This window comes from Thalassococcus arenae, assembly GCF_019104745.1.
Classification (GTDB): domain Bacteria; phylum Pseudomonadota; class Alphaproteobacteria; order Rhodobacterales; family Rhodobacteraceae; genus Thalassococcus_B; species Thalassococcus_B arenae.
Genome location: NZ_JAHRWL010000001.1, coordinates 2,108,269 through 2,132,715, shown reverse-complemented (window position 1 = coordinate 2,132,715; position 24,447 = coordinate 2,108,269). Strand labels below are relative to the sequence as shown.

Annotated in this window: 25 protein-coding genes; 16 read left to right on the top strand and 9 right to left on the bottom strand. The window is 65.7% G+C overall.

The window, feature by feature from the left end; translation table 11 throughout:
* Positions 1 to 221 precede the first annotated feature (221 nt).
* Positions 222 to 536: a hypothetical protein gene (locus KUH32_RS10655; RefSeq protein WP_431358184.1), complete on the top strand. Its 315-nt coding sequence runs from the start codon at positions 222 to 224 to the stop codon at positions 534 to 536.
* Positions 537 to 554: 18 nt separating this feature from the next.
* Here the strand turns inward: KUH32_RS10655 and KUH32_RS10650 are convergent, their stop codons facing one another.
* Positions 555 to 1,307, bottom strand: a complete 753-nt coding sequence (locus tag KUH32_RS10650) for a sulfite exporter TauE/SafE family protein (protein WP_217778015.1) — start codon at positions 1,305 to 1,307, stop codon at positions 555 to 557.
* Between the two features lie 159 nt (positions 1,308 to 1,466).
* Here KUH32_RS10650 and mdh point away from each other — a divergent pair, with 159 nt between their 5' ends.
* Positions 1,467 to 2,429: a malate dehydrogenase gene (gene mdh, locus KUH32_RS10645; RefSeq protein ID WP_217778013.1), complete on the top strand. Its 963-nt coding sequence runs from the start codon at positions 1,467 to 1,469 to the stop codon at positions 2,427 to 2,429.
* Positions 2,430 to 2,480: 51 nt separating this feature from the next.
* On the opposite strand, the gene KUH32_RS10640 is transcribed toward mdh, so the two are convergent.
* Entirely contained in the window at positions 2,481 to 3,488 is a 1,008-nt protein-coding gene (locus KUH32_RS10640; protein WP_217778011.1) for a glycosyltransferase family protein, read from the bottom strand.
* Between the two features lie 224 nt (positions 3,489 to 3,712).
* Here KUH32_RS10640 and sucC point away from each other — a divergent pair, with 224 nt between their 5' ends.
* From sucC to KUH32_RS10590, 10 genes are all read left to right on the top strand, one after another.
* On the top strand, positions 3,713 to 4,906 hold the full coding sequence (gene sucC, locus KUH32_RS10635; protein WP_217778010.1) for an ADP-forming succinate--CoA ligase subunit beta: 1,194 nt from the start codon (positions 3,713 to 3,715) through the stop codon (positions 4,904 to 4,906).
* Between the two features lie 77 nt (positions 4,907 to 4,983).
* Positions 4,984 to 5,871, top strand: coding sequence for a succinate--CoA ligase subunit alpha (sucD, locus tag KUH32_RS10630; protein WP_217778008.1), 888 nt, complete (start codon positions 4,984 to 4,986; stop codon positions 5,869 to 5,871).
* Positions 5,872 to 5,959: 88 nt separating this feature from the next.
* Complete coding sequence (locus KUH32_RS10625; protein ID WP_217778007.1) at positions 5,960 to 6,733, top strand: hypothetical protein; 774 nt, start codon at positions 5,960 to 5,962, stop codon at positions 6,731 to 6,733.
* Between the two features lie 14 nt (positions 6,734 to 6,747).
* Entirely contained in the window at positions 6,748 to 9,720 is a 2,973-nt protein-coding gene (locus tag KUH32_RS10620; RefSeq protein ID WP_217778006.1) for a 2-oxoglutarate dehydrogenase E1 component, read from the top strand.
* A 3-nt stretch (positions 9,721 to 9,723) separates the two neighbouring features.
* Positions 9,724 to 11,259 (top strand): 2-oxoglutarate dehydrogenase complex dihydrolipoyllysine-residue succinyltransferase, encoded by a 1,536-nt coding sequence (odhB, locus tag KUH32_RS10615; RefSeq protein WP_217778005.1) that lies wholly within the window; start codon positions 9,724 to 9,726, stop codon positions 11,257 to 11,259.
* Complete coding sequence (locus KUH32_RS10610; protein WP_217778004.1) at positions 11,259 to 11,828, top strand: hypothetical protein; 570 nt, start codon at positions 11,259 to 11,261, stop codon at positions 11,826 to 11,828. The genes odhB and KUH32_RS10610 overlap by 1 nt, the downstream gene beginning before the upstream one ends.
* Positions 11,825 to 12,799 carry a glycosyltransferase family 2 protein gene (locus KUH32_RS10605; protein WP_217778003.1) on the top strand — a complete coding sequence of 325 codons (975 nt, stop codon included), beginning with the start codon at positions 11,825 to 11,827 and terminating at the stop codon, positions 12,797 to 12,799. Before KUH32_RS10610 ends, KUH32_RS10605 begins: the two co-directional genes overlap by 4 nt.
* Positions 12,796 to 13,185, top strand: coding sequence for an MAPEG family protein (locus KUH32_RS10600; protein WP_217778002.1), 390 nt, complete (start codon positions 12,796 to 12,798; stop codon positions 13,183 to 13,185). The genes KUH32_RS10605 and KUH32_RS10600 overlap by 4 nt, the downstream gene beginning before the upstream one ends.
* Positions 13,186 to 13,262: 77 nt before the next feature.
* Entirely contained in the window at positions 13,263 to 14,648 is a 1,386-nt protein-coding gene (lpdA, locus tag KUH32_RS10595) for a dihydrolipoyl dehydrogenase (protein WP_217778000.1), read from the top strand.
* A 210-nt stretch (positions 14,649 to 14,858) separates the two neighbouring features.
* The gene (locus KUH32_RS10590) at positions 14,859 to 15,230 is read left to right on the top strand and encodes a VOC family protein (protein ID WP_217777998.1); all 372 of its coding nucleotides are present in this window, start codon (positions 14,859 to 14,861) and stop codon (positions 15,228 to 15,230) included.
* Between the two features lie 173 nt (positions 15,231 to 15,403).
* Here KUH32_RS10590 and KUH32_RS10585 read toward each other — a convergent pair whose 3' ends face one another.
* The 4 genes from KUH32_RS10585 to KUH32_RS10570 are packed head-to-tail and all read right to left on the bottom strand — an operon-like array spanning position 15,404 to position 18,297.
* Positions 15,404 to 16,006 carry a pyridoxamine 5'-phosphate oxidase family protein gene (locus tag KUH32_RS10585; protein WP_217777997.1) on the bottom strand — a complete coding sequence of 201 codons (603 nt, stop codon included), beginning with the start codon at positions 16,004 to 16,006 and terminating at the stop codon, positions 15,404 to 15,406.
* Positions 15,993 to 16,718 (bottom strand): lysophospholipid acyltransferase family protein, encoded by a 726-nt coding sequence (locus KUH32_RS10580; RefSeq protein WP_217777996.1) that lies wholly within the window; start codon positions 16,716 to 16,718, stop codon positions 15,993 to 15,995. Before KUH32_RS10580 ends, KUH32_RS10585 begins: the two co-directional genes overlap by 14 nt.
* Positions 16,715 to 17,623: a cell division protein FtsX gene (locus KUH32_RS10575; RefSeq protein WP_348541104.1), complete on the bottom strand. Its 909-nt coding sequence runs from the start codon at positions 17,621 to 17,623 to the stop codon at positions 16,715 to 16,717. Before KUH32_RS10575 ends, KUH32_RS10580 begins: the two co-directional genes overlap by 4 nt.
* Entirely contained in the window at positions 17,620 to 18,297 is a 678-nt protein-coding gene (locus KUH32_RS10570) for a cell division ATP-binding protein FtsE (protein ID WP_217778408.1), read from the bottom strand. Before KUH32_RS10570 ends, KUH32_RS10575 begins: the two co-directional genes overlap by 4 nt.
* A gap of 158 nt (positions 18,298 to 18,455) precedes the next feature.
* Between KUH32_RS10570 and KUH32_RS10565 the strand changes: the two genes are divergently transcribed.
* From KUH32_RS10565 to KUH32_RS10550, 4 genes are all read left to right on the top strand, one after another.
* Positions 18,456 to 19,421, top strand: a complete 966-nt coding sequence (locus KUH32_RS10565) for a zinc-ribbon domain-containing protein (protein WP_217777995.1) — start codon at positions 18,456 to 18,458, stop codon at positions 19,419 to 19,421.
* A 71-nt stretch (positions 19,422 to 19,492) separates the two neighbouring features.
* Positions 19,493 to 20,881, top strand: a complete 1,389-nt coding sequence (locus KUH32_RS10560) for an aminotransferase family protein (protein ID WP_217777994.1) — start codon at positions 19,493 to 19,495, stop codon at positions 20,879 to 20,881.
* A 103-nt stretch (positions 20,882 to 20,984) separates the two neighbouring features.
* Positions 20,985 to 21,578, top strand: a complete 594-nt coding sequence (locus tag KUH32_RS10555) for a GNAT family N-acetyltransferase (RefSeq protein ID WP_348541103.1) — start codon at positions 20,985 to 20,987, stop codon at positions 21,576 to 21,578.
* Between the two features lie 7 nt (positions 21,579 to 21,585).
* Positions 21,586 to 22,188, top strand: a complete 603-nt coding sequence (locus tag KUH32_RS10550) for an imm11 family protein (protein ID WP_217777993.1) — start codon at positions 21,586 to 21,588, stop codon at positions 22,186 to 22,188.
* 4 nt (positions 22,189 to 22,192) lie between these two features.
* Here KUH32_RS10550 and KUH32_RS10545 read toward each other — a convergent pair whose 3' ends face one another.
* The 3 genes from KUH32_RS10545 to KUH32_RS10535 all read right to left on the bottom strand — a co-directional run bounded on the left by KUH32_RS10545 (position 22,193) and on the right by KUH32_RS10535 (position 24,380).
* Positions 22,193 to 22,378, bottom strand: coding sequence for a DUF1737 domain-containing protein (locus tag KUH32_RS10545; protein ID WP_217777991.1), 186 nt, complete (start codon positions 22,376 to 22,378; stop codon positions 22,193 to 22,195).
* Positions 22,379 to 22,464: 86 nt separating this feature from the next.
* Complete coding sequence (locus KUH32_RS10540; protein WP_217777990.1) at positions 22,465 to 22,752, bottom strand: HU family DNA-binding protein; 288 nt, start codon at positions 22,750 to 22,752, stop codon at positions 22,465 to 22,467.
* A gap of 140 nt (positions 22,753 to 22,892) precedes the next feature.
* Positions 22,893 to 24,380, bottom strand: a complete 1,488-nt coding sequence (locus tag KUH32_RS10535) for an AMP nucleosidase (RefSeq protein WP_217777989.1) — start codon at positions 24,378 to 24,380, stop codon at positions 22,893 to 22,895.
* Positions 24,381 to 24,447: the final 67 nt, after the last annotated feature.

Genomic DNA, 24,447 nt, shown 5'->3' with positions numbered 1-24,447 from the left:
GCAGAAAACCTTTCGCGGCGGGCGCGCAAACCGTTGTGCCGCGGGTGCAGGGGCGCGCGGCGCATTAACCTTTTCTGGAGTGTTTTCAGGGCAGCCTTGTCGCATGGACCGGACCTGGCCTCGAACGGGCCAGCCGGGAGGAAGCCGCTCCGGCCCGAGGAGAAGACTTGGGGGCGCTGACCGTTCGAAAGGGCGGCCGCCGGGACCGAAAGGGAAGACCGATGGAGACTTGTGTGAAAGGCCTTGTGGCGGCTGCCCTGATCGGCGGCACGATGGCGGGCCAGGCGGCCGCGCAGACCGCCAATTGCGCACCGCGCGAGATGGTGATCGAGCGGCTGGCGACGAAATACGGCGAGACCCGGCAAAGCATCGGGTTGGGCAACAACAACGCGGTGGTCGAGGTGTTCGCCTCGGAAGAGACCGGCACCTGGACGATCACCGTGACGACGGCCAGCGGCATGACCTGCCTGGTGGCCAGCGGACAGGCCTTCGAGGAACTGGCCGAAGCCCTGCCGCCCAAGGGCAACGATGCCTGAGACAGCGACGCGCCGGGCCTAGCCCAGCGCGTCGAAGACCAGCTTGGCGCCGGTGATCGTGAGCAGAACATAGGTCAGCGCGAAAAAGGCGCGTTCCGGCACCAGGTGGTGCAGACGGATGCCCATCCAGGTGCCCAGCACCGCGAAGGGCGCCAGCGCGAGACCCAGCAGCAGAGTCTGCTGGCTGAAGATGCCCATCCCAGCATAGAAACCCGATTTCAGCAGGTTGAGTGCCCAGAAGACCAGCACGGTGGTGGCCTGGTAGGCCGTCTTGTTCAGGCCGCGGCCCAGCAGGTAGACCGCCGCCAGCGGCCCGCCGGCATGGCTGACGAAGCTGGTAAAGCCGATCCCCACGCCCGAGCCCAGCCCGACACCGGGGCCGAAGGCGCGGCCCAGCCGGACCAGACCGCGTGCCTGGGCAAGTTGCCAGGCCACGAAGGCCAGCGCGATCGCCCCGATCAGCAAGCGGATCACGTCGGGCGACGCCCAGGCGAAGAACACCGCCCCCAGCACCGTGCCGGGCACTCCGCCCAGCAGCAGCAGGCGGGCGTCGGGCCAGCTCCAGCGCCGCCAGTAGGCCGGCAGGCTGACCGCGTCGATCAGCATCAGAAGCGGCAGCATGATGCCCAGCGCCTGCGCGGGCGGCAGGACCAGCGCCAGAATCGTCGCGCTGGCAAAGGCCGCGCCCGAGCCGAAGCCGCCCTTGGAAACGCCTGCAAAGATCACCGCCGGGATCGCCACCGCGAAAACCGAAAGACTGAACAGCTCCACCCGCCGCCCCGTTTATTGACTGTTCTTTCCGACCCTTACCGCGTGGCGCCCGGCGGCGATAGCCCCGCCGCGCCGACGCGCCGCAGTGCAGCACTCTTGCGCGGCGCGGGCCGAAGCTCTACGCAGACGCGCAAATTCACGATCCATCGGAGACCAACCATGGCCAGACCCAAGATCGCGCTGATCGGCGCCGGACAGATCGGCGGCACCCTTGCCCATCTCGCCGCAATGAAGGAACTGGGCGATGTCGTCCTGTTCGACATCGCCGAGGGCGTACCCGAGGGCAAGGCGCTCGACATCGCGGAATCGGGCCCGGCCGAGGGCTTTGACGCGGTGCTGAAAGGCACCCAGGATTACGCCGACATCGCGGGTGCGGATGTCTGCATCGTCACCGCCGGCGTGCCGCGCAAGCCGGGCATGAGCCGCGACGACCTGCTGGGCATCAACCTAAAGGTCATGAAGTCGGTCGGCGAGGGCATCGCCAAACACGCCCCCGACGCCTTTGTCATCTGCATCACCAACCCGCTGGACGCGATGGTCTGGGCGCTGCAGAAGTTCAGCGGCCTGCCCGCCAACAAGGTCTGCGGCATGGCCGGCGTGCTGGACAGCGCCCGGTTCCGCCATTTCCTGAGCCTGGAATTCGACGTCTCGATGCGCGACGTCACCGCCTTTGTGCTGGGTGGCCACGGCGACACGATGGTGCCGCTGGTGCGCTATTCCACCGTCGCCGGCATCCCGCTGCCCGACCTGGTCAAGATGGGCTGGACCACGCAGGAAAAGCTGGACGCGATCGTGCAGCGTACCCGCGACGGCGGCGCCGAGATCGTCGGCCTGCTGAAGACCGGCAGCGCCTTTTATGCCCCCGCCACCAGCGCCATCGAGATGGCCGAGGCCTATCTGAAGGACCAGAAGCGCCTGCTGCCCTGCGCGGCCTGGTGCGACGGCGAGTTCGGCCTGAACGGCTTTTACGTGGGCGTGCCGACGATCATCGGCGCGGGCGGCATCGAAAAGGTCGTCGACATCAAGCTGGCCAAGGACGAGCAGGCGATGTTCGACAATTCGGTCAACGCGGTCAAAGGCCTGGTGGAAGCCTGCAAGGGCATCGACGAGTCGCTGGCCTGACCCGATCCCTGCAAACGCGATCGAAAGCCCGGGCGCCGTCCCGGGCTTTTTTCATGTCCAGCCGGTCAGCGCGAACAGTTCCGGTTCCATCGCGCGCAGCGCCGCATCGAATGCCGCGGGCGCCAGCGCCGGCGCCAGATCGCCCAGCATCGGTGCGGGGTCGAAGGCCCGGTCGTCGATCAGGCCGAAACCGCGCAGGCGTGTCTCTTCCGCCTCGGTCATCCACAGCAGTGCGGCATGGGCCGCCAGGGCCGAGGGCAGATCGGCGATCCGGTCGAGCGCCCAGTCGATCTGCGCGAACCGGTGATCCGGCAGGATCTGGCGCTGCACATCGGGCGGATTGCGGCGGTAGCGCAGGATCTTGACCAGCCAGTGCAGCGGCGTCAGCCCGTCGAAATGCAGCAGCCGCGCGGCGGTCGAGCGGAAGGACGGCGGGCGCACCCGCTTGCCGTCGACGTCGATCACGCTTTCATGCACATAGTGGTGAAAGCCGTGCCGCACCGGCACCGCGCATTTGCCCGACCCGTGCGAGAACATGCCGTCGCGCAGGAACCGCGCCTTGTCGCCGTAGATGACCCGGTTGATCCCGGCGGCCGAGGGCGAGACGCGGCGGAAGCGGCCCGCGAACAGGGTGTTCTGCGTCTCGCCGTGCCGCATCGTGCGTTCCAACACCGGAAAGCGCAGCTCGGCACCCAGTTCGGACACCAGCGCCAGTTCGTCGGCCAGGGGCCGGTCCTGCCACAGGAATTCGTCGGCATCCAGATGCAGCATCCAGCCCGCGTCGCTGCGCGCCTGGGCGTGGTTGGCATTCAGGCTCTGGCGCCGCATCTGGCTGTCGGGGCGGCCCTTGCGGCCGCGCATGGCGGACCAATGGGCATCGTCGCAGACCGTGACCCGGCAGCCGGGCAAGGCGGCCAGCATCGCCGCGGCCGGATCGTCGGCGCGGTCGAGATAGACATGCGCCTCGGATGCGCCGGTGGCGAGATGCCAGCGTGCATTGGCCACGACCAGCGCTGCCGGTTCGCGCGCGGTCATGACGATCGCCCAGGTTGGTGTCATCGTGTTGCCTGCCCATGCTGCCCGGGTGCAAACTACGCGGGCGGTGATTCCCTGCCAAGCCCGGGGCTGACGGCAGCCTTGTGATCACACTTTTTCGGCGTGTGATCACAAATTGCGAATTTCTGCCGGTTTTCCTGCCCTGCGGCAAAATTTCGGTTACGGCGCGTCGGTACACCAGCGTATACGGCTGGAAACGCAAGTCAGTAACGGGGGCCGTCCCAGCCATGAATATCCACGAATACCAGGCGAAAGCCCTGCTGCGCAGCTATGGCGCGCCGGTCAGCGATGGCCGCGTCGTCCTGAGGGCCGAAGAGGCCAAGACCGCGGCAGGCGAACTGGACGGGCCGCTTTGGGTCGTCAAGGCGCAGATCCATGCAGGCGGCCGCGGCAAGGGCAGCTTCAAGGAAGCCGATGCCGGCGAAAAGGGCGGCGTGCGCCTGGCCAAGTCGGTCGAGGAAGCCGCCGCCGAGGCCAAGAAGATGCTGGGCCGCACCCTGGTGACGCACCAGACCGGCCCGGCCGGCAAGCAGGTCAACCGCATCTATATCGAGGATGGTTCCGACATCGCGCGCGAACTGTACCTGGCGCTGCTGGTGGATCGCCAGACCAGCCGGATTTCCTTTGTCTGCTCGACCGAGGGCGGCATGGATATCGAAGAGGTCGCCGCCGCGACGCCGGAAAAGATCCTGTCGTTCAGCGTCGATCCCGCCACCGGCTACCAGCCGTTCCACGGCCGCCGCATCGCCTTTGCCCTGGGGCTCGAAGGCGGGCAGGTCAAGGAATGCGTGCGCCTGATGGGCATTCTCTACAAGGCCTTCGTCGAGAAGGACATGGAGATGCTGGAGATCAACCCGCTGATCGTGATGAAGACCGGCAGCCTCAAGGTGCTGGACGCCAAGGTCGGCTTTGACGGCAACGCGGTCTATCGCCATCCCGATATCGCCGAGCTGCGCGACGAGACCGAGGAAGACCCCAAGGAACTGGCCGCGTCCAAGTACGACCTGAACTACATCGCGCTGGATGGCGAGATCGGCTGCATGGTCAACGGCGCGGGCCTGGCGATGGCGACGATGGACATCATCAAGCTGTATGGCGCGGAACCGGCCAACTTCCTCGACGTGGGCGGTGGGGCGACCAAGGAAAAGGTCACCGAGGCGTTCAAGATCATCACCTCCGACCCCAACGTCAAAGGCATCCTCGTCAACATCTTCGGCGGCATCATGCGCTGCGACGTGATCGCCGAGGGCGTGATCGCCGCGGTCAAGGAAGTGGGCCTGAAGGTGCCGCTGGTGGTGCGCCTGGAAGGCACCAATGTCGAGAAGGGCAAGGAGATCATCTCCGGCTCCGGTCTCGACGTGATCGCCGCCGACGACCTCAAGGACGGCGCGCAGAAGATCGTGAAGGCGGTCAAAGGCTGAACGTAGGGCGGGGTTCACCCCGCCTTTCCCGAAAGACGCGGCGGGGTGAACCCGCCCTACATCAGGAGAACGCCAAAATGGCCGTCCTCGTCGACAAGAACACTAAAGTCATCTGCCAGGGCCTTACCGGCTCGCAGGGGACATTCCACACCGAACAGGCCATCGCCTATGGCACCCGGATGGTCGGGGGCGTGACCCCGGGCAAGGGCGGGCAGACGCATCTGGACCTGCCGGTCTTCAACTCGGTCCACGAGGCCAAGGCCAAGACCGAGGCCAATGCATCGGTGATCTACGTGCCGCCGCCCTTTGCCGCGGATTCGATCCTCGAGGCGATCGACGCCGAGATGGAGTTGATCGTCTGCATCACCGAAGGCATTCCGGTGCTGGACATGATGAAGGTCAAGCGGGCGCTGGAAAACTCGAAATCCACCCTGATCGGGCCGAACTGCCCCGGGGTCATCACGCCGGACGCCTGCAAGATCGGCATCATGCCGGGCCATATCCACAAGCGCGGCAAGGTCGGTGTCGTCAGCCGGTCCGGCACGCTGACCTACGAGGCGGTCAAGCAGACCACCGATGTGGGCTTGGGCCAGTCGACCTGCGTCGGCATCGGCGGCGACCCGATCAAGGGGACCGAGCATATCGACGTGCTGGAATGGTTCCTGGCCGATGACGAGACCGAGGCGATCATCATGATCGGCGAAATCGGCGGATCGGCCGAGGAAGAGGCCGCCGCGTTCCTGGCGTCGGAGAAGAAGAAGGGTCGCTGGAAGCCCACCGCCGGCTTCATCGCCGGACGCACCGCGCCTCCGGGCCGCCGCATGGGCCATGCCGGCGCCATCGTGGCCGGCGGCAAGGGCGGCGCCGAGGACAAGATCGAGGCGATGAAGGCCGCCGGGATCGTGGTCGCCGACAGCCCCGCGACGCTGGGCGAGGCGGTGCTGAAGGCGATCGACAAAGGCTGAAACACGCCGGGGCGCTGTCCATGCGCCCCGGCCACCCACGCGATGCCTGCGGGCGCGCATCACCATCGGTAGCGCAAAGATGCTCAGCATGACCAAAAAACCAACGGCCGGTCGTCGCCCAGAGGGCGATCCTGCGACCGTGGCTTTTATTGCGCTGGAGCTGCGGATGAACCATCAAGGTTACGACAAGGCTCCCATTAGGGAGTGTCTGGAACGCAGCGGTTTTCAGAGGCTGGCCCTTGATGCGGCCGGAATCGACAGCCTCTACGACGTGATTTACTCTGGTCTGTTTCACCGGCTGATCTTCTCGGACACGTTCAACGCCTTGCACGTCCTGCCGCAGGACCTGCGGCCCGGGTCGTCTCTGCCCAAGCTCAAACAGGCCTGCGTCAAGGCTGCCGCCGATGAAGAAATCTCGCTGATGAAATCGCTGCACCTGACGCATCCTGCGGAGGTTTGGACACATGACGCGGGACTTTTTGTGCTGCACCAAAACGACAACAGATCAGGCCAGAAAATCGACGAAGGCCTCTACGTGGTCGCGGCCAGCGAATGGCCCGGAGAGTCCCCCGAGCAGGAAGCCGAAGCGCTGCTGGACCGCCCCGGCCTGCGCCAACCGTCCTGGTACAATGGCGAGATCGGCGGGCGCGGCACGCATAGCACATCGCGCCGCCGGGAGAATTATCGCGGCGTCTATTCCGCTTCCAGCCGCCTGTCCATGGGCGGTCGCGGGCATAGCCAGATCCGCTTTGACGGCGCGGTTTTTCCTGCCAGCTACCGCGCCGCTCAGTCCAAATGGGACATCGATCCCACAGTTCCATTCCTATTCGCACGCGTCCGCCATGACGCGGTTTCCGTCTAAAAGGTGATGATCCCATGACCGACCAATCCCCCAACGACGCCTTTCACGCCTCGAGCTTCATGCAGGGGCACAACGCGGAATACCTCGAACAGATGTATGCCCGCTATGCCAGCGACCCGGGTGCGGTGGACGCGGCCTGGGCGGAATTCTTTCGCCAGCTGGGCGATGCCGAGATGGACGTCAAACGCGAGGCGACGGGACCGTCCTGGGCGCGGCGCGACTGGCCGCCGCAGCCCGATGACGACCTGACCGGCGCGCTGACCGGCGAATACCCGATGCCGCTGGTCCCGGCCGAGGCCAAGGGCGCGGCGACGAAGATCAAGGAAGCCGCCGCCGAGAAGGGGGTCGAGGTTTCCGACGAGGCGATCCAGCGCGCCGTGCTGGACAGCATCCGGGCGCTGATGCTGATCCGCGCCTACCGCATCCGCGGCCACCTGGCCGCCGACCTGGACCCGCTGGGCATGCGCGCGCCCGAACCGCACCCGGAGCTCGACCCGAAATCCTACGGCTTCACCGAGGCCGACATGGACCGGCCGATCTTCATCGACAACGTGCTGGGGCTGCAGATCGCGTCGCTGCGGCAGATCGTCGACATCGTGAAACGCACCTATTGCGGCACTTTCGCGCTGCAATACATGCACATCTCGGACCCCGAACAGGCGGCCTGGCTGAAGGAACGCATCGAGGGTTACGGCAAGGAAGTGCGGTTCACCCGCGAAGGCCGCAAGGCGATCCTGAACAAGATGGTCGAGGCCGAGGGCTTCGAGAAGTTCCTGCACGTCAAGTACATGGGAACCAAGCGCTTTGGCCTGGACGGCGGCGAAAGCCTGATCCCGGCGATGGAGCAGATCATCAAGCGCGGCGGTGCCCTGGGGATCAAGGAAATCGTCATCGGCATGCCGCATCGCGGCCGCCTGTCGGTGCTGGCCAACGTGATGGCCAAGCCCTATCGCGCGATCTTCAACGAGTTTCAGGGCGGCAGCTTCAAACCCGAGGAAGTCGACGGTTCGGGCGACGTGAAATACCACCTGGGCGCGTCGTCGGACCGGACGTTCGACGACAATGTCGTGCACCTGTCGCTGACCGCCAACCCAAGCCATCTCGAGGCGGTGAACCCGGTGGTTCTGGGCAAGGTACGCGCCAAGCAGGACCAGATGGGCGACAAGGCCCGCACCTCGGTCCTGCCGATCCTGCTGCACGGCGACGCGGCCTTTGCCGGCCAGGGCGTGGTGGCGGAATGCTTCGCGCTGTCCGGCCTGCGCGGCCACAAGACGGGCGGGACGATCCATATCGTCGTGAACAACCAGATCGGGTTTACCACGGCGCCGCATTTCAGCCGCTCGTCGCCCTATCCCACCGACAACGCGCTGGTGGTCGAGGCGCCGATCTTTCACGTCAACGGCGATGACCCCGAGGCGGTCGTGCACGCCGCCAAGGTCGCGACCGAGTTCCGCCAGAAATTCGGCAAGGACGCGGTGATCGACATGTTCTGCTATCGCCGCTTCGGTCACAACGAAGGCGACGAGCCGATGTTCACCAACCCGATCATGTACAACAAGATCAAGGGTCACAAGACGTCGCTGACGCTGTACACCGAACGGCTGGTCAAGGACGGGCTGATCCCCGAGGGCGAGATCGAGGACATGAAGGCCGCCTTCCAGGCGCATCTGAACGAGGAATTCGAGGCCGGCAAGAACTACAAGCCCAACAAGGCCGACTGGCTGGACGGGCGTTGGTCGCATCTGGACCGCCAGAAACAGGGCAAGTACCAGCGCGGCAAGACGGCGATCCCGGAAAAGACGCTGAAAGAGGTGGGCGCGGCCCTGACCCGCATCCCCGACGGCTATCCGATCCACAAGACCGTGGCACGACTGGTCGAGACCCGCGCGCAGATGTTCGAGACCGGCAAGGGCTTTGACTGGGCCACCGCCGAAGCGCTGGCCTTCGGGTCGCTGCTGACCGAGGGCTATCCGGTGCGCCTGGCCGGCCAGGACAGCACCCGCGGCACCTTCAGCCAGCGTCATTCGGCCTTTGTCGACCAGCAGACCGAGGAACGCTATTACCCGCTGAACCATATCCGCGAAGGTCAGGCGCGCTATGAGGTGATCGACAGCGCGCTGTCGGAATACGCGGTGCTGGGTTTCGAATACGGCTATTCGCTGGCCGAACCCAACGCGCTGACCCTGTGGGAGGCGCAGTTCGGCGATTTCGCCAACGGCGCGCAGATCATGTTCGACCAGTTCATCAGTTCCGGTGAATCGAAATGGCTGCGGATGTCGGGGCTTGTCTGCCTGATGCCGCACGGTTTCGAAGGCCAGGGGCCGGAGCATTCATCGGCGCGACTGGAACGGTTCCTGCAGCTGTGCGGCCAGGACAACTGGATCGTGGCGAATTGCTCGACGCCCGCGAACTATTTCCACATCCTGCGCCGCCAGCTGCATCGCAGCTTCCGCAAGCCGCTGATGCTGATGACGCCGAAATCGCTGCTGCGCCACAAGCTGTGCATCTCGGATGCGGACATGTTCACCAATGGCAGCAGTTTTCACCGGGTGCTGTGGGATGACGCCGAAAAGGGCAATTCCGACACCCGGCTGAAGGCCGACAAGGACATCCGGCGCGTGGTGATGTGTTCCGGCAAGGTCTATTACGACCTGCTCGAGGAACGCGATGCGCGCGGCATCGACGACATCTACCTGCTGCGGATCGAGCAGTTCTATCCCTTCCCGGCGCTGTCGCTGGTCAAGGAACTGGAACGCTTCCCGCAGGCCGAGATGATCTGGTGCCAGGAAGAGCCCAAGAACCAGGGCGCCTGGACCTTCATCGAGCCCAACATCGAATGGGTGCTGGGCCGCATCAAGGCCAAGCACAAGCGCCCGGCCTATGTCGGCCGCCAGACATCGGCCTCGCCCGCGACGGGCCTGGCCAGCCAGCACAAGGCACAGCAAGAAGCGCTCGTGAACGAAGCGCTGACGATCGAAGGGAAATAAGCGATGACGACCGAAGTGCGCGTCCCCACCCTGGGGGAATCGGTGACCGAAGCCACGGTGGCCACCTGGTTCAAGAAACCCGGCGATAGCGTCGCCGTGGACGAGATGCTGTGCGAACTGGAGACCGACAAGGTCACGGTCGAGGTGCCCTCGCCCGCCGCCGGTACGCTGGTCGACATCATCGCCGCCGAAGGCGAGACGGTGGGCGTCGACGCCTTGCTGGCCAATATCGCCGAAGGCGACGCGGCCCCCGCCCCCAAGGCCAAGTCCGAAAAGAAACCCGCGGCCAAGGCACCCGCCGCCAAGGGCGGCGCCAGTGTCGACGTGATGGTGCCGACGCTGGGAGAATCGGTGTCCGAGGCCACCGTGTCGACCTGGTTCAAGAAGGTCGGCGATGCGGTCGCGCAGGACGAGATGCTGTGCGAGCTTGAAACCGACAAGGTGTCGGTCGAGGTACCCGCACCGGCCGCCGGCACCCTGACCGAGATCGTCGCCGCCGAAGGCACCACGGTCGAGGCCAACGCCAAGCTGGCCGTGATCGCCGCCGGCGACGGCGCCGCCGCCGCCGCGCCCAAGACCGACGGCACCGCGGCCGAGGGCGAGCAATACACCACGCCGCCCGCCGGCGACGGCGGCCCCGGCCGCGATATCGAGGATGCGCCCGCCGCGAAAAAGGCGATGGCCGAGGCCGACCTGTCGCGCGACCAGGTCACCGGCTCGGGCCGCGACGGCCGGGTTATGAAGGACGACGTGGCCAAGGCAGTCGCCGCGGCATCGACCGCACCCGCGGCATCCGCTCCGGCCGCGGCGCCGCGCGCCCCGGTGCCCGCCGACGACGCCGCGCGCGAAGAGCGGGTCAAGATGACCCGCCTGCGCCAGACCATCGCCCGACGCCTCAAGGACGCGCAGAACACCGCCGCGATCCTGACCACCTACAACGAGGTGGACATGGGCGCGGTGATGGAGCTGCGCAGCGAATACAAGGACCTGTTCGAGAAGAAACACGGCGTGCGCCTGGGCTTCATGTCCTTCTTCACCAAGGCGTGCTGCCACGCGCTCAAGGAAGTGCCCGAGGTCAATGCCGAGATCGACGGCACCGACATCGTCTACAAGAACTTCGTCCACATGGGCATCGCCGCGGGCACGCCGCAGGGCCTGGTGGTGCCGGTGATCCGCGATGCAGACCGGATGTCCTTCGCCGAGATCGAGAAGGCGATCAACGAAAAGGGCAAGCGCGCCCGCGACGGCAAGCTGTCGATGGCCGAAATGCAGGGCGGCACCTTCACCATCTCGAACGGCGGCGTCTACGGCTCGCTCATGTCCTCGCCGATCCTGAACCCGCCGCAATCGGGCATCCTGGGCATGCACAAGATCCAGGACCGGCCCATGGTGGTCGGCGGCCAGATCGTGATCCGCCCGATGATGTACCTGGCGCTGAGCTACGACCACCGCATCGTCGACGGCAAGGGCGCCGTGACCTTCCTGGTGCGCGTGAAAGAGGCGCTGGAGGATCCGCGGCGGTTGCTGATGGATTTGTGATGTTGAGCAGCGCTCATGCACTGCTTTCTCCAGTTCCGGGGGCTTTTTCTGCTCTCGGAGTTGGAACGGTTGCATCCTTGGGAATGATCCCGCTCGCCTCAGTTTTGAGTAATGTAGTGGATTTAGAAACGTCTCATGGGTTTTTGAATAACGTCAACACTCCAGAGCAGATGAAAACAGCATTTGCTGCGATCGCAGGCTTCGGAGCGGTGTTCATGACATACGCCTTTGGACTGATTTCCATCCAATTGGGAGGAGCTATGAGGCAGCGTTTTTGGGGCAGTCTCGACGCTGAGACAATAGCATACGTGGTTTCATCAAAGAATGAATTTCTTCAAAGGCTTTTCCTAGAAACGCGGAACTCCATTACTGTGTTGGATGGATTTGGCGTCGCACTATTGTACTTGTTCTCAAGTACTACAACGGTAGTTTTAGTGAATTGGGATTGGTACTGGGTACTTTTTTTCGGTCCGATTGCAGCGGTTTGCAGTTGTTACCTCTCGTGGAGACAGTCAAATAGATATCTACTGGCTTTCGCGGATATTGTTTACCGCATTAGCCGAACATGACACGCGTAATCCCCGCCCTCGCCGCCTGCATGCGCAACGAAGGCATCTTCCTGCTGGAATGGCTGGCCTATCATGCCGGGCTGGGCTTCGATCCGATCATCGTGGTGACCAACGATTGCACCGACGGCTCGGACCTGCTGCTCGACCGGCTGGCGGCGCGGGGCATCGTCATCCACATTGCGCAGGAGGTGCCGAAGGGCACACCGCCGCAGGATGCCGGCATGGACCATGTGCTGCGGCTCTGCCGGGACCGCGGCATCGGTTTTGTCCTGCACATGGACAGCGACGAATTCCTGCATCTGGCCGATGACGATCTGCCCGCGCTCATGGCCCGCACCGAGGGCGCCGACGTGGTGGCCTTCGTCTGGCGCAGCTTCGGCGACAGCGGCGTGACCGACTGGACCCCCGGCGATCTGGTGATCGAACGCAACATCCGCGCCGAGCCGGCGCCGGTACCGGACGAGACCAAGTCGAAATGCCTGTTCCGCGTCGACAGTTTCGCCCGCGCCACCGATCACAACCCGCTCGACCCACTGGTCGAGTTTCCGCTGGTCTGCACCCCCGATGGCGAAGCCCTGTCGAACAAGACGCTGCGCCGCGCCCGGTCCAGCCGGTTCCAGCCCGCCGAGATCGCTGCCGGGGCACGAACCGGCCTGATCCACCATTACGCGATCCGCTCCGAAGACACGTTCCTGATGAAGAACGACCGCGGCGACGGTCAGGGCAAGACCGGCGGCGGCAAGTATCACCTGGGCTCGCGCTGGCATCTCCGGGCCAATTGCAACGATGTCGAGGACCGCAGCCTGCACCGTCATCTGCCCGCGATCCGCGCCCGGCTGGCCGAATGGCGCGCCGACCCCGAAACCGCCCGGCTGGAACGCGCCTGCCAGGACTGGTTCACCGCGCGCCGCGCTGCCATCCTGACACCTGAAAACCGCTCGGCCTGGACCCGGCGAAAGGCCGCCTCATGACCCCCGAATTGACCGCCCTGACCCTGGCCGCGCTGCTGCAGGCGGCCCAGTTCGTGCTCTACTCGGTGCTGGGCAACCTGCAGGCCGGTCCGAAAGCCGCGCTTGGGCCCCGCGACACGCCGATCCGGCTCACCGGTTATGCCGGGCGCGCCCAACGCGCGCTCACCAATCATTTCGAAGGGCTGATCCTGTTCACCATCGCGGTCCTCGTCGTCACCTTTTCCGACCGCGGCACCGCCTATACCGCGCTGTGCGCCTATCTCTATCTCGCCGCCCGCATCCTTTATGTCCCCGCTTATCTGTTCGGCTGGGCGCCCTGGCGCTCGGTGATCTGGTTCGTGGGGTTCCTTGCCACGGTCGCCATGCTCATACTGGCGCTGACTTGACACTTCATCTTGCCCGGTAAACTCCGGGGGTGTGGGGGCTGGCCCCCACTCCGACGATCAAAGAAAGGACACCGCCCATGTCTCAATACGACCTCATCGTCATCGGCTCCGGCCCCGGCGGCTATGTCGCCGCGATCCGCGCCGCGCAGCTTGGCCTGAAAACCGCCTGCGTCGAAGGCCGCGAAACCCTGGGCGGCACCTGCCTGAACATCGGCTGCATCCCGTCCAAGGCGCTGCTGCACGCATCCCACCAGTTGCACGAGGCCGAACACAACTTCGCCAAGATGGGGCTCAAGGGCAAAAGCCCATCGGTCGACTGGAAACAGATGCTGGCCTACAAGGACGACGTGATCGGCCAGAACACCAAGGGCATCGAGTTTCTGTTCAAGAAGAACAAGATCCACTGGCTCAAGGGCTGGGGCAGCATCCCCGAGGCCGGCAAGGTCAAGGTCGGCGATACCACGTATGACGCCAAGTCCATCATCGTCGCAACCGGCTCCGAGCCCAGCTCGATCCCCGGCGTCGAGATCGACGAGAAGATCGTGGTCAGTTCGACCGGCGCGCTGGAATTGCCGAAGGTCCCGAAAAAGATGGTGGTGATCGGCGCCGGGGTGATCGGGCTGGAAATGGGCTCGGTCTATGCCCGCCTGGGTACCGAGGTGCACGTCGTCGAATATCTCGACACGATCACGCCCACGATGGATGCCGAAGTGTCCAAGCAGTTCCAGAAACTGCTGACCAAGCAGGGCCTGTCCTTCACGCTTGGCGCGGCGGTGCAGGGCGTCGAGGCGCTCAAGACCAAGGCCAAGGTGGCCTACAAGCTGCGCAAGGATGACAGCGACCACGAGATCGACGCCGATGTCGTGCTGGTGGCTACCGGGCGCAAGCCCTTTACCGACGGGCTGGGGCTGGACGCGCTCGGCGTCGAGATGAACCGCGGCCAGATCAGGACCGACGCGCAATGGCGCACCAACGTGCCCGGCATCTACGCCATCGGCGACTGCATCGCCGGGCCGATGCTGGCCCACAAGGCCGAGGACGAGGGCATGGCCTGTGCCGAGGTGATCGCGGGCAAACATGGCCACGTGAATTACGGTGTCATTCCCTCGGTGATCTACACCCATCCCGAGGTCGCCAGCGTCGGCGCCACGGAACAGGAGCTGAAGGAGGCCGGCCGCGCCTACAAGGTCGGCAAGTTTTCCTTCATGGGTAACGGGCGCGCCAAGGCGGTGTTCGCCGGCGACGGTTTCGTCAAGATCCTGGCCGACAAGGACACCGACCGCATCCTGGGCGCGCATATCATCGGCCCGATGGCGGGCGATCTGATCCACGAGATCTGCGTGGCGATGGAATTCGGCGCCAGCGCCGAGGATCTGGCGTTGACCTGCCACGCCCACCCGACCTTCTCCGAAGCCGTGCGCGAAGCGGCGTTGGCCTGCGGAGACGGCGCGATCCACATGTAGCGGCGGTTCGCTCTGCGAACCGTCCGCAGCGGGAGACAGCGGGTTTTCGCAGAAAACCCGCGTTCCCGCCCCCTCTTCATGCAAGGCGCCCTTCCCGCGTTCCCGCCCACTCTTCATGCCGGGCGTGCAATCCGGGTTCCCGCCCCTTTCAATCGAAAGCGCCTGCCGAAATCCATGCTACCCTCCCCGCAATCAATAGGGAGACAGATCATGCAACTCGGCGCCTTTTCCGTCAGCCTCGCGGTGAAAGACCTCGCCGCCTCGCAGGCCTTCTATGAAAAGCTCGGCTTCGACGCGATGGGCGGCGACGCCACCCAGGGCTGGCTGATCCTGAAGAACGGCGAGACGGTGATCGGTCTGTTCCAGGGCATGTTCGAGCGCAACATGCTGACCTTCAACCCCGGCTGGGACCAGGGCGCGCAGCCGCTGGACGCATTCACCGACATCCGCGAGATCCAGAAAACCCTGCGCGACAAGGGATTGGAACCGGTCGAGCCCACCGATCCCGACGGCACCGGCCCCGCGCATATCGTGCTGACCGATCCCGACGGCAACCCGGTGCTGATCGACCAGCATCGGTGAGGTGCCGCGCATCGTCGGGCCGCGGTACGGCGATCCGAGGTTTGACCAGAAGCGCTTTATCGCGACGCTCCGCGAAACCTCTGAACGGCGCGCTGGCCCCACCAAATCGCCGTGCCGTCCGGGCGGCCAGGCGATGCGCGGCGGCCTGCGGCCTTGATTCCGCGCCGCCCTGCTCACCACATGCGCGGCTGCGCGCGTTCCTCGTAAGTGCGGTCGTAATCCTCGCCGCCCTCCTCGCCATCTGTCATCTCGGCCAGGATCGCGCCCATGCCCGGCACGCCATCGGCATCGTCGCGGGACCACAAGCCCGACCGGATCAGCGCCTTGGGGCACTGGGTGTAGATCTCGGCGATCTCGATCACGATCACCGTGGCGGGGTGCTTGCCGCGCTGTTCGAAGCGCATCCGCAGGGCGTCATCGGCGCTGAGCCAGGCCGTGCCGTTCACCCGCACGATGGTCCGCGACCCCGGGACCAGGAACATCAGCGACACCCGCCCGTCGCGTACGATATTGCGCAGCGAATCCAGCCGCTGGTTGCCGCGCCAGTCGGGCATCAGCAGCGTGGTTTCATCCGCCACCTGCACCACCGGGCCGTCGTCGCCGCGCGGGCTGCCATCGGTGCCTTTGGGGCCGACCGTGCTCAGCACGCAGAAGCGCGACCCCTCGATCCAGGCGCGGTAAAGCGGGGTCAGCCGCACCGCCACCTTGCGCAGCGCCAGCGTGGCCGGATCGCCGTAAAGCGCGTGCAACTGCTCCAGCGTTTCAATCCTCGACATGGAACCCCGCCTCGCGCATCAGCGCGTTCGACCGCGTCTCGACCACGGTCTCGAGCCGCGCCAGGAACGTGTCCTTGTCCAGCCCGGCCGGGATCGTGTCGAGGAATTCGACAACCGCGAGACCCGGCTTGCGGTAGATGCCGCGCTTGGGCCAGAACACGCCGACATTGGTGGCCACCGGCACACAGGGCTGGCCGGTCTGCTCATACAGAACCGCCGTCCCGACCTTGTAGGGGGCCTTGACCCCCGGCGCGATGCGGGTGCCCTGGGAATAGATGATCAACTGGCCGGGTTGCGCAGCGCCTTTCTCGACATCCCTGACCATCTTCTTGATCGCCTCGCCGCGCTTGCCGCGGTTGACCGGCACGCAGCCGATGCGCAAGCCGTATTGGCCGATCACCGGCGCCCACATCAATTCGCGCTTCATGATGAACTTGCCCGCGGGCACGGCGTGAAAGATCAGGATGATGTCCAGGAAGGACTGGTGCTTGGCCGCGATCAGCACCTCGCCGGTGGGCGGCGTGCCGCGCACCTCGGTGCGCAGGCCGACCATCCAGCGCGCGGTCCAGCGCACCCAGGCGCAATAGGTCTTGCAGGCCAGGCGCGCACCCTTGGGCGACACGAGCGCGGCGGGAAAGAACACGATCCCCATGATGGCCATCATCAGGTACATCTGCCCGACGAACAGCGCCGACATCACCCAGCGGATCATGCCAGCCCCCCCAGCACGCGGCGTGCCGCCGCTTCGGTGGCCAGCCAGGCGACCAGCGCAGCCAGAAGCGGGATGAACAGCGGCCAGACCCAGTGCCAGCCGCGCAGGCCCAGCCCGGTCAGCACCGCGCCGGCATCGTCGGCCGAAGGCAGCAGCGCCAGAGCCGCCAGGCCCGCCGCCGTGCCCACCGCAGCGCCGGTCAGGCTGCGCAGGGTGAAGCGCCGCACGAAAGCGCCGGCGATGTAGCCATCGGTCGCGCCCACCAGCCGCAACACCGCGATGACCTGGGCATTGGCCGCCAGGGCCGCGTTCGCGGCCAGCGTCACCATCGCGGCCACCGCGCCGCACAGCAGCACCAGCGCGACCCAACCAAGCGCCCGCAGCCGGCCCGCCGCCGTCACCAGCGGCTGGCGCCAGCGCGTGTGGTCGTCCAGCACCGCGCCCGGCACCTCGGCCTGCAGGCGCAACCGCAGCCCGTCGGCATCGAACCCGGCGCCGTCTTCGATCACCTCGATCAGCTGGGGCACCGGCAGATCCTCGACCGGCAGGCCCGGCCCGAACCACGGTTCGAGCAGTGCCTGCTGTTCCTCGGTGCTGAGCGCGCGGGCCTCGGCCACGCCGGGCGTCTGCTGCAGCACCCGCAGCGCCGCTTCGGTCTGCGCCGCCATCTGCCCGGCGGGCGCCGAGATCCGGATCGTCGAGGCCCGCGCCAGTTCATCGCCCCAGCGATCCGCCAGCCGCCCCGCCGCCAGCGACAAGGCCAGCGCGAAGACCGCCAGGAACGCCATGGCCCCCGCGCTGAACAGCGTCAGCGTGACGGTATACCCCGCCGGCGGCACCACCCGGTCGGCGGCCTTGTCGCGCGTCCAGAGCCCGCGCAGGATCGTCAGGTCGGGGGTTTTCACAGATCCGCCCCCGCCGCCTGAAGCCGCCGGTTCGAGATCCGCAGAACCCGGGCCTGCACCTGCGCCTTGGCCGCGCGGATCAGGCCCAGGTCATGCGTGGCGATCATGATCGTCTTGCCCATTCTGTTCAGCTCCACCAGCAGTTTCAGCAGCCGCTGCGACATCTCCCAGTCGACGTTGCCGGTGGGTTCGTCCGCCAGGATCACGTCGGGGCTGAGGATCACCGCGCGGGCCAGGGCGGCGCGCTGGCGTTCGCCGCCGGACAGTTCGGGCGGCAAGGCACGGGCGCGATCGGTCAACCCGACCCAGCTGAGCAATTCCAGCAGGTTTTCGGCATGGTCCGCCGCGGCCTGGCCGGACACCGTCAGGGGCAGCGCGACGTTTTCGTCCACCGGCAGGTGGTCGAGGAACTGGCAATCCTGGTGCACCACGCCGATCCGCCGCCGTGCCATCGCGATATCCGTGCGCGTCATCGCCCGCGCGTCCTGTCCGAACACCCGCACCTGCCCCGCCGTGGGTTGCAGCGCCGCATAGCACAGCTTGAGGATCGTGGTCTTGCCCGCGCCCGACGGACCGGTCAGGAAATGGAACGACCCCGGCGCCAGCGCCATCGTCATGTCGGTCAGCAATTCGCCGCCACCGTAGCTGTAGGCAACGTTGTCGAACTCGATCACGGGAATGCTCACGCCGGTTGGTCAGAATTGCCCCGTTGTGCCGCAGCGGACACGGCGTTGCAATGCAAACGGTTAAGAATTGGACTTTTCCGCCGTTCCCGTGCAACCTATTGTCGACAAAGGGATCACGGCAGAAAAACAGGTTGGGTGGCGGCAGGATGCGTTTGATTTGCCCCAATTGCGGCGCGCAATACGAAGTGCCGTCCGAGGTCATACCCGAGGGTGGCCGCGACGTGCAGTGCTCCAATTGCGGGCATACCTGGTTCCAGCGCCACCCCGACGACGATCCGGCGCTGGCCGAGGAACTGGGCGAAGGGGTTCCCGACACGTCGTGGGAACCCGAGCCGGACGACGGTCCCGACCCGGCGAGCATCGCCGCGCCGCGCCCCGATCCGCGTTCCGAAGCCCGTCCGCCGGCGCAGGATCCGCAAGACGCCGCAACGCCAGCTCCGACGGCGCCGGTGCAGAAACGCGGCCTCGACCCCGAGGTGGCCGAGGTTCTGCGCGAAGAGGCCGAACTGGAGAAACGCCGCCGCGCCGCCGAAGCCGCGGCGCTGGAAAGCCAGCCGGATCTCGGCCTGGCCGCCCCCGACGAAGACGAAGCCGCCCGCCGCGCCCGCGAGGCACGCGAACGGATGGCGCGGATGCGTGGCGAAGCCGGGCAGGCGGCGCCACAGCAGGGGCAGACATCCGAACCCGGCGCCGGCCGGCGCGCCGCCGAAGCGGCCGCCGCGGCAGCGGCCGGTTCGCGCCGCGATCTGCTGCCGGATGTCGAGGAAATCAACCAGACGCTGCGCGCGTCCAGCGAACCGCGGCTCATCGACACCGATGAAGGCCGCGAAACCGTCGGCGATGTCGACCAGCCACGCCGCAGCGGTTTTGCCCGGGGCTTCGCGCTTGTTCTTGTCCTGGCGGTGATCGGCCTGGCGGTCTACGTGTCCGCGCCGCAGATCAAGGCCTCGGTCCCGCAGGCCGCGCCCTATGTCGACGGGTATGTCGCCGCCGTCGACGCGGCACGGGTCTGGCTGGACGAACGGGTCATGCAGGTGATGCGGTCGCTGGACCAGATGAGTTCCGAAGCGACGTCGCAGGGCACGGATACGACGCCGCCAGCCAGCGAATAGTCGTCTCTGAGCCTTGCCCGAACCGGGGCGCCTGCCCTAGTCTGCACGCATCCGATCAAGGAGGCGCAGCCATGGACGGCAACCTGACACCCAACGACCTGAGCCACGTGGTCGACGCCGACAAGGCGCATATCTGGCATCACCTGATCCAGCACAAGCCGTTCGAGACGAAGGACCCCAACGTCATCGTCGAGGGCAAGGGGATGCGGGTCTGGAACCAGGCCGGCAAGGAACATATCGACGGCGTCTCGGGCGGCGTCTGGACGGTGAACGTGGGCTATGGCCGCGAAAGCATCGCCAAGGCGGTCTATGACCAGCTGGTCAAGATCAACTTCTTCGCAGGCTCGGCCGGGTCGGTGCCCGGTGCGCTGTTCGCCGAGAAGCTGATCGCCAAGATGCCGGGGCTGAGCCGCGTCTACTATTGCAACTCCGGGTCCGAGGCCAACGAAAAGGCCTTCAAGATGATCCGCCAGATCGCGCACAAACGCTATGGCGGGACCAAGCACAAGATCCTCTACCGCGACCGCGACTATCACGGCACCACGATTTCCTGCCTGTCCGCCGGCGGTCAGGACGAACGCGGCGCGCAATATGGCCCCTACACCCCCGGCTTCGTGCGGGTGCCGCATTGCCTGGAATACCGCGCCGCCGACCAGGGCGCGCCGACCGAGAACTACGGCGAATGGGCGGCCGACCAGATCGAACAGGTGATCCTGCGCGAAGGCCCCGACACCGTCGGCGGGCTGTGCCTGGAACCGGTCACCGCGGGCGGCGGCGTCATCACCCCGCCGCAGGGCTATTGGGACCGGGTGCAGGAGATCTGCCGCAAATACGACATCCTGCTGCATATCGACGAGGTCGTCTGCGGCGTCGGCCGCACCGGCACCTGGTTCGGCTACCAGCAATACGGCGTACAGCCCGATCTGGTGACGATGGCCAAGGGGGTCGCTTCGGGCTATGCCGCCATCGCCTGTCTGGTGACCACCGAAGAGGTGTTCGCGATGTTCAAGGACAATGCCGACGATCCGCTGAACTATTTCCGCGACATCTCGACCTTTGGCGGCTGCACCGCCGGTCCGGCCGCGGCGATCGAGAACCTGCGCATCATCGAAGACGAGGACCTGCTGGGCAACTGTACCCGCATGGGCGAATACATGCTGGGCAAGCTGGGTGAATTGCAGGACAAGCATGCCGTCATCGGCCAGGTCCGCGGCAAGGGCCTGTTCCTGGGCGCCGAGCTGGTATCCGACCGCGACACCCGCACGCCGGCGCCGGAAAAGATGGTGCAGGCGGTCGTGGCCGATTGCATGGGCCAGGGCGTGATCATCGGCGCGACCAACCGGTCGGTTCCGGGCTACAACAACACGCTGTGTTTCTCGCCCGCGCTGATCGCCAAGAAAGACGACCTGGACCAGATCGTCGATGCGGTGGACGGCGCACTGACCCGTGTCTTCGGCTGACACGCCCTTTCCTGTGAACGCGTTCGGGCAGCCCATCGGGCTGCCCGTTTCGACTGATCTTCCACGTCCCACCCCACCGCACACACCGCTTCACGGCCGGACCGTGTCGCTGGTGCCGATGGTGCCGGACCACGCGCCGGGCTTTTTCGCCTGTTTCACCGACCCCGCCGGCTGGACCTATCTGGGCGAGGACGAACCCTTTGCCGACCCGGCGGATGCGGAACGCTGGACCGAGACCCGCGCCGCCAGCCGCGACCCGCTGTTCTACACCGTGTCGCGCGACGGCGTGCCGGCGGGTTTCTGTTCCTTCCTGCGCATCACTCCGGCGCACGGCGTGATCGAGATCGGCTATATCCATTTTTCACCCGCCCTGCAGGGCACCGTCGCCGCGACCGAGGTGCAGTACCTGATGATGGCGCATGTCTTCGACGACCTGGGCTATCGCCGCTATGAATGGAAATGCAACGCGCTGAACGCGCCGTCGCGCGCCGCGGCGCTGCGGTTGGGCTTCACCTTCGAAGGCATCTTTCGCCAGGCCCAGGTCACCAAGCACCGCAACCGCGACACCGCGTGGTATTCGATCATCGACAGCGAATGGCCCGCGATCAAGGCGGGATTCCAGGCCTGGCTGGCGCCGGAAAACTTCGACGTCCAGGGACGGCAGAAAGCCAGCCTGGCGGCACTTCGGGGTCGATGACGCACCGATGCCATTCCTGCTGAAGGTCCACACCTACAAGCCCGACCACATCCATTGGGAAGACGTCTGGCCACGCGACCGGCAGACCTCGGACTATGCCGGGCTGGGCAAGGCGCATGGAAAACCGCCCGCCCTGACCGGGCCCATCCCCTACCGCATGCGCGACGGGCGGCTGCAACCCGGCGGAGTGCTGCCCGACCTGGTGGCCGGACGCTGGAATTCCGACCTGATCGTCAGCCGCCGAGTCCGCGCGCTGATCGAAGCCAACGACCGTGTGCCTCACCATTTCGTGCCGCTGGACCTGACGCTGCTGGACGGCAGCGTGATCGATGGGCAATTCTTCCTGTTCGTCGCCGGCGATCTGACCGACGGGGTGGTGCCCGAGGCATCGAACGTCACACCCAAGATGATCGGGGGAAAACCGGTCTATTACACCTATCCCGGCGATCCCGACATCGCCTGGCGCGGCGACGCCATCGAAAGGCGGCAGATCTGGGTCGATCGCATGCTGCCGCGCCAGATCTTCATCTCGGACACGCTCGAGGCGGCCTTTCGCAAGGCGGGCATGCGCGCCTACGACACCTGTCCTTCAGCGGTGTTCGCCGGATAGCCCGTCACGCCCATTCGGCATAGCGCACCATCGCCTGCGAATACCGCGCATCGCCCTGGCCGTCGGCGACGGTCAGCGCACCCCAAGGCTGCCAGCCGTCGTGGATCGCCGAGACGACGGCCTGCGCAAGGGCAACGGGATCGGTGTCGCTGAATATCTTGTAGTCGGTGACATGAGCGGGTGTTTTCATCGCGTCCGTCCTGAATTCGGGAAAAGAAAGGAAAAAGGGCCGCCGATGGCGACCCTCAACTCGAAAACCAGCACCTGCTAACGGTGTCAGCCGTTCACGCTGTCCTTCAGCGCTTTTGCGATGGTCATCTTGACCTGCTTGTCGGCTTCTTTCTTGATCTGTTCGCCGGTGGCGGGGTTGCGCACCATGCGCTCGGGGCGCTCGCGGCAGTAGATCTTGCCGACGCCCGGCAGGGTCACGGCACCACCGCCGGAAACTTCCGAGGTGATCAGGTCGGTCAGCGCTTCGAGGGCGGTGTTGGCCGTCTTCTTGTCGGTGTCCATCTTTTCCGCCAGTGCTGCCACCAGCTGGGTCTTGGTCATCGGCTTCGCCATTTCATGGTCTCCTTCACTGCCCATTGCTTGGGCCCCATTGGCAGAAAATAGCCCCATCTTGCGTCGAAATACAACACTTGGTGTGCTTTCGACCCACAAAATAAGGCATTTTGGCCGGTTTCCGCCGCGTCAGAGGCCCGTCAGAGGAAAGCGGTCTCCTCGAAAGAGCGCAATTTCCGGCTGTGAATGCGTTCCAGCGGCATTTCCCGGAGATTCTCCATCGCCCGGATTCCGATCATCAGATGGCGCGCGACCTGGGTCTTGTAGAAGTCCGACGCCATGCCGGGCAACTTCAATTCGCCATGCAGGGGTTTGTCGGACACGCACAACAGCGTGCCGTAAGGTACCCGGAACCGGAAGCCGTTGGCGGCGATGGTGGCCGATTCCATGTCCAGGGCGATGGCGCGCGACTGGCTCAGCCGCTGCACCGGGCCGGAATGTTCGCGCAATTCCCAATTGCGGTTGTCCACGCTGGCCACCGTGCCGGTCCGCATCACGCGTTTCAGGTCGTAGCCCGCCAGTTGAGTCTCGACCGCGACCGCCTGTTCCAGCGCGATCTGGATTTCCGCCAGCGCCGGGATCGGCACCCAGACCGGCAGATCGTCGTCCAGCACCCGGTCCTCGCGCAGATAGGCGTGGGCCAGCACGAAATCGCCCAGCGACTGCGAATTCCGCAGGCCCGCGCAATGCCCGACCATGACCCAGGCATGCGGGCGCAGCACGGCGATATGGTCGGTCGCCGTCTTGGCGTTGGACGGGCCGACGCCGATATTGACCAGCGTGATCCCCGCGCCGTTCGCCCGTTTCAGATGATAGGTCGGCATCTGCGGCATCTTGGGGGTGTCGGGCAGCGGCGCATCCGCCTGCGTGATCTCGGCATTGCCGGTGCTGACGAAACTCGTATAGCCGCTGCCTTCATCGGCCAGCATGGCGCGGGCATAGGCCTCGAATTCGCTGACATAGAACTGGTAGTTGGTGAACAGAACGTGGTTCTGGAAATGCTCGGGATCGGTGGCGGTATAATGCGCCAGCCGCGCCAGCGAATAATCCACGCGCTGCGCCGTGAAGGGCGCCAGTGGCAGCGCGCCGTCGGCGGCGGGCTGCGCCACGCCGTTGACGATGTCGTCATTGGTCGTCGTCAGGTCCGGCACGTCGAAGACGTCACGCAGAATGAAATCCGACGCGCCTTCCTGCGGTACGGTGATGTCCGGGAAATTGGCCACCGCGAAATGCACCGGCATCGGCGTGTCGGACAGACCGACCTGCACCGATACACCGTGATTGTCCAACAGCAGCTTGATCTGCTGGTCGAGGTAGTGGCGGAACATTCGCGGCCGCGTGACGGTGGCTGCATAGGTCCCGGGCGCTGCGACATGGCCAAAGCTCAGACGGCTGTCGACCTTGGCGAAGGTGGTCGTGGTGATGCGGATCTCCGGATAGAACGCGCGGTAACGCACTCCGGGGTGGCCCTTGGCCATCGCGCCCAGAAACCGGTCGCGCAGAAAGGTCACGGCCTGGTCGTAAAGCGCGCACAGTCGGTCGACCGCCGGACGCGCGGCATCGAAGCCCTCGGGCGCGACCGGGTCGGGTGTGACGACGTCTAGATCGCTGGTTCGGTTCTGCTGCATGGGCCCCTCGGATTTGCGCGCACGTTGACAGGGAACGCAGGCGGGTTCAAGCTGCGCGGTAGGTCAG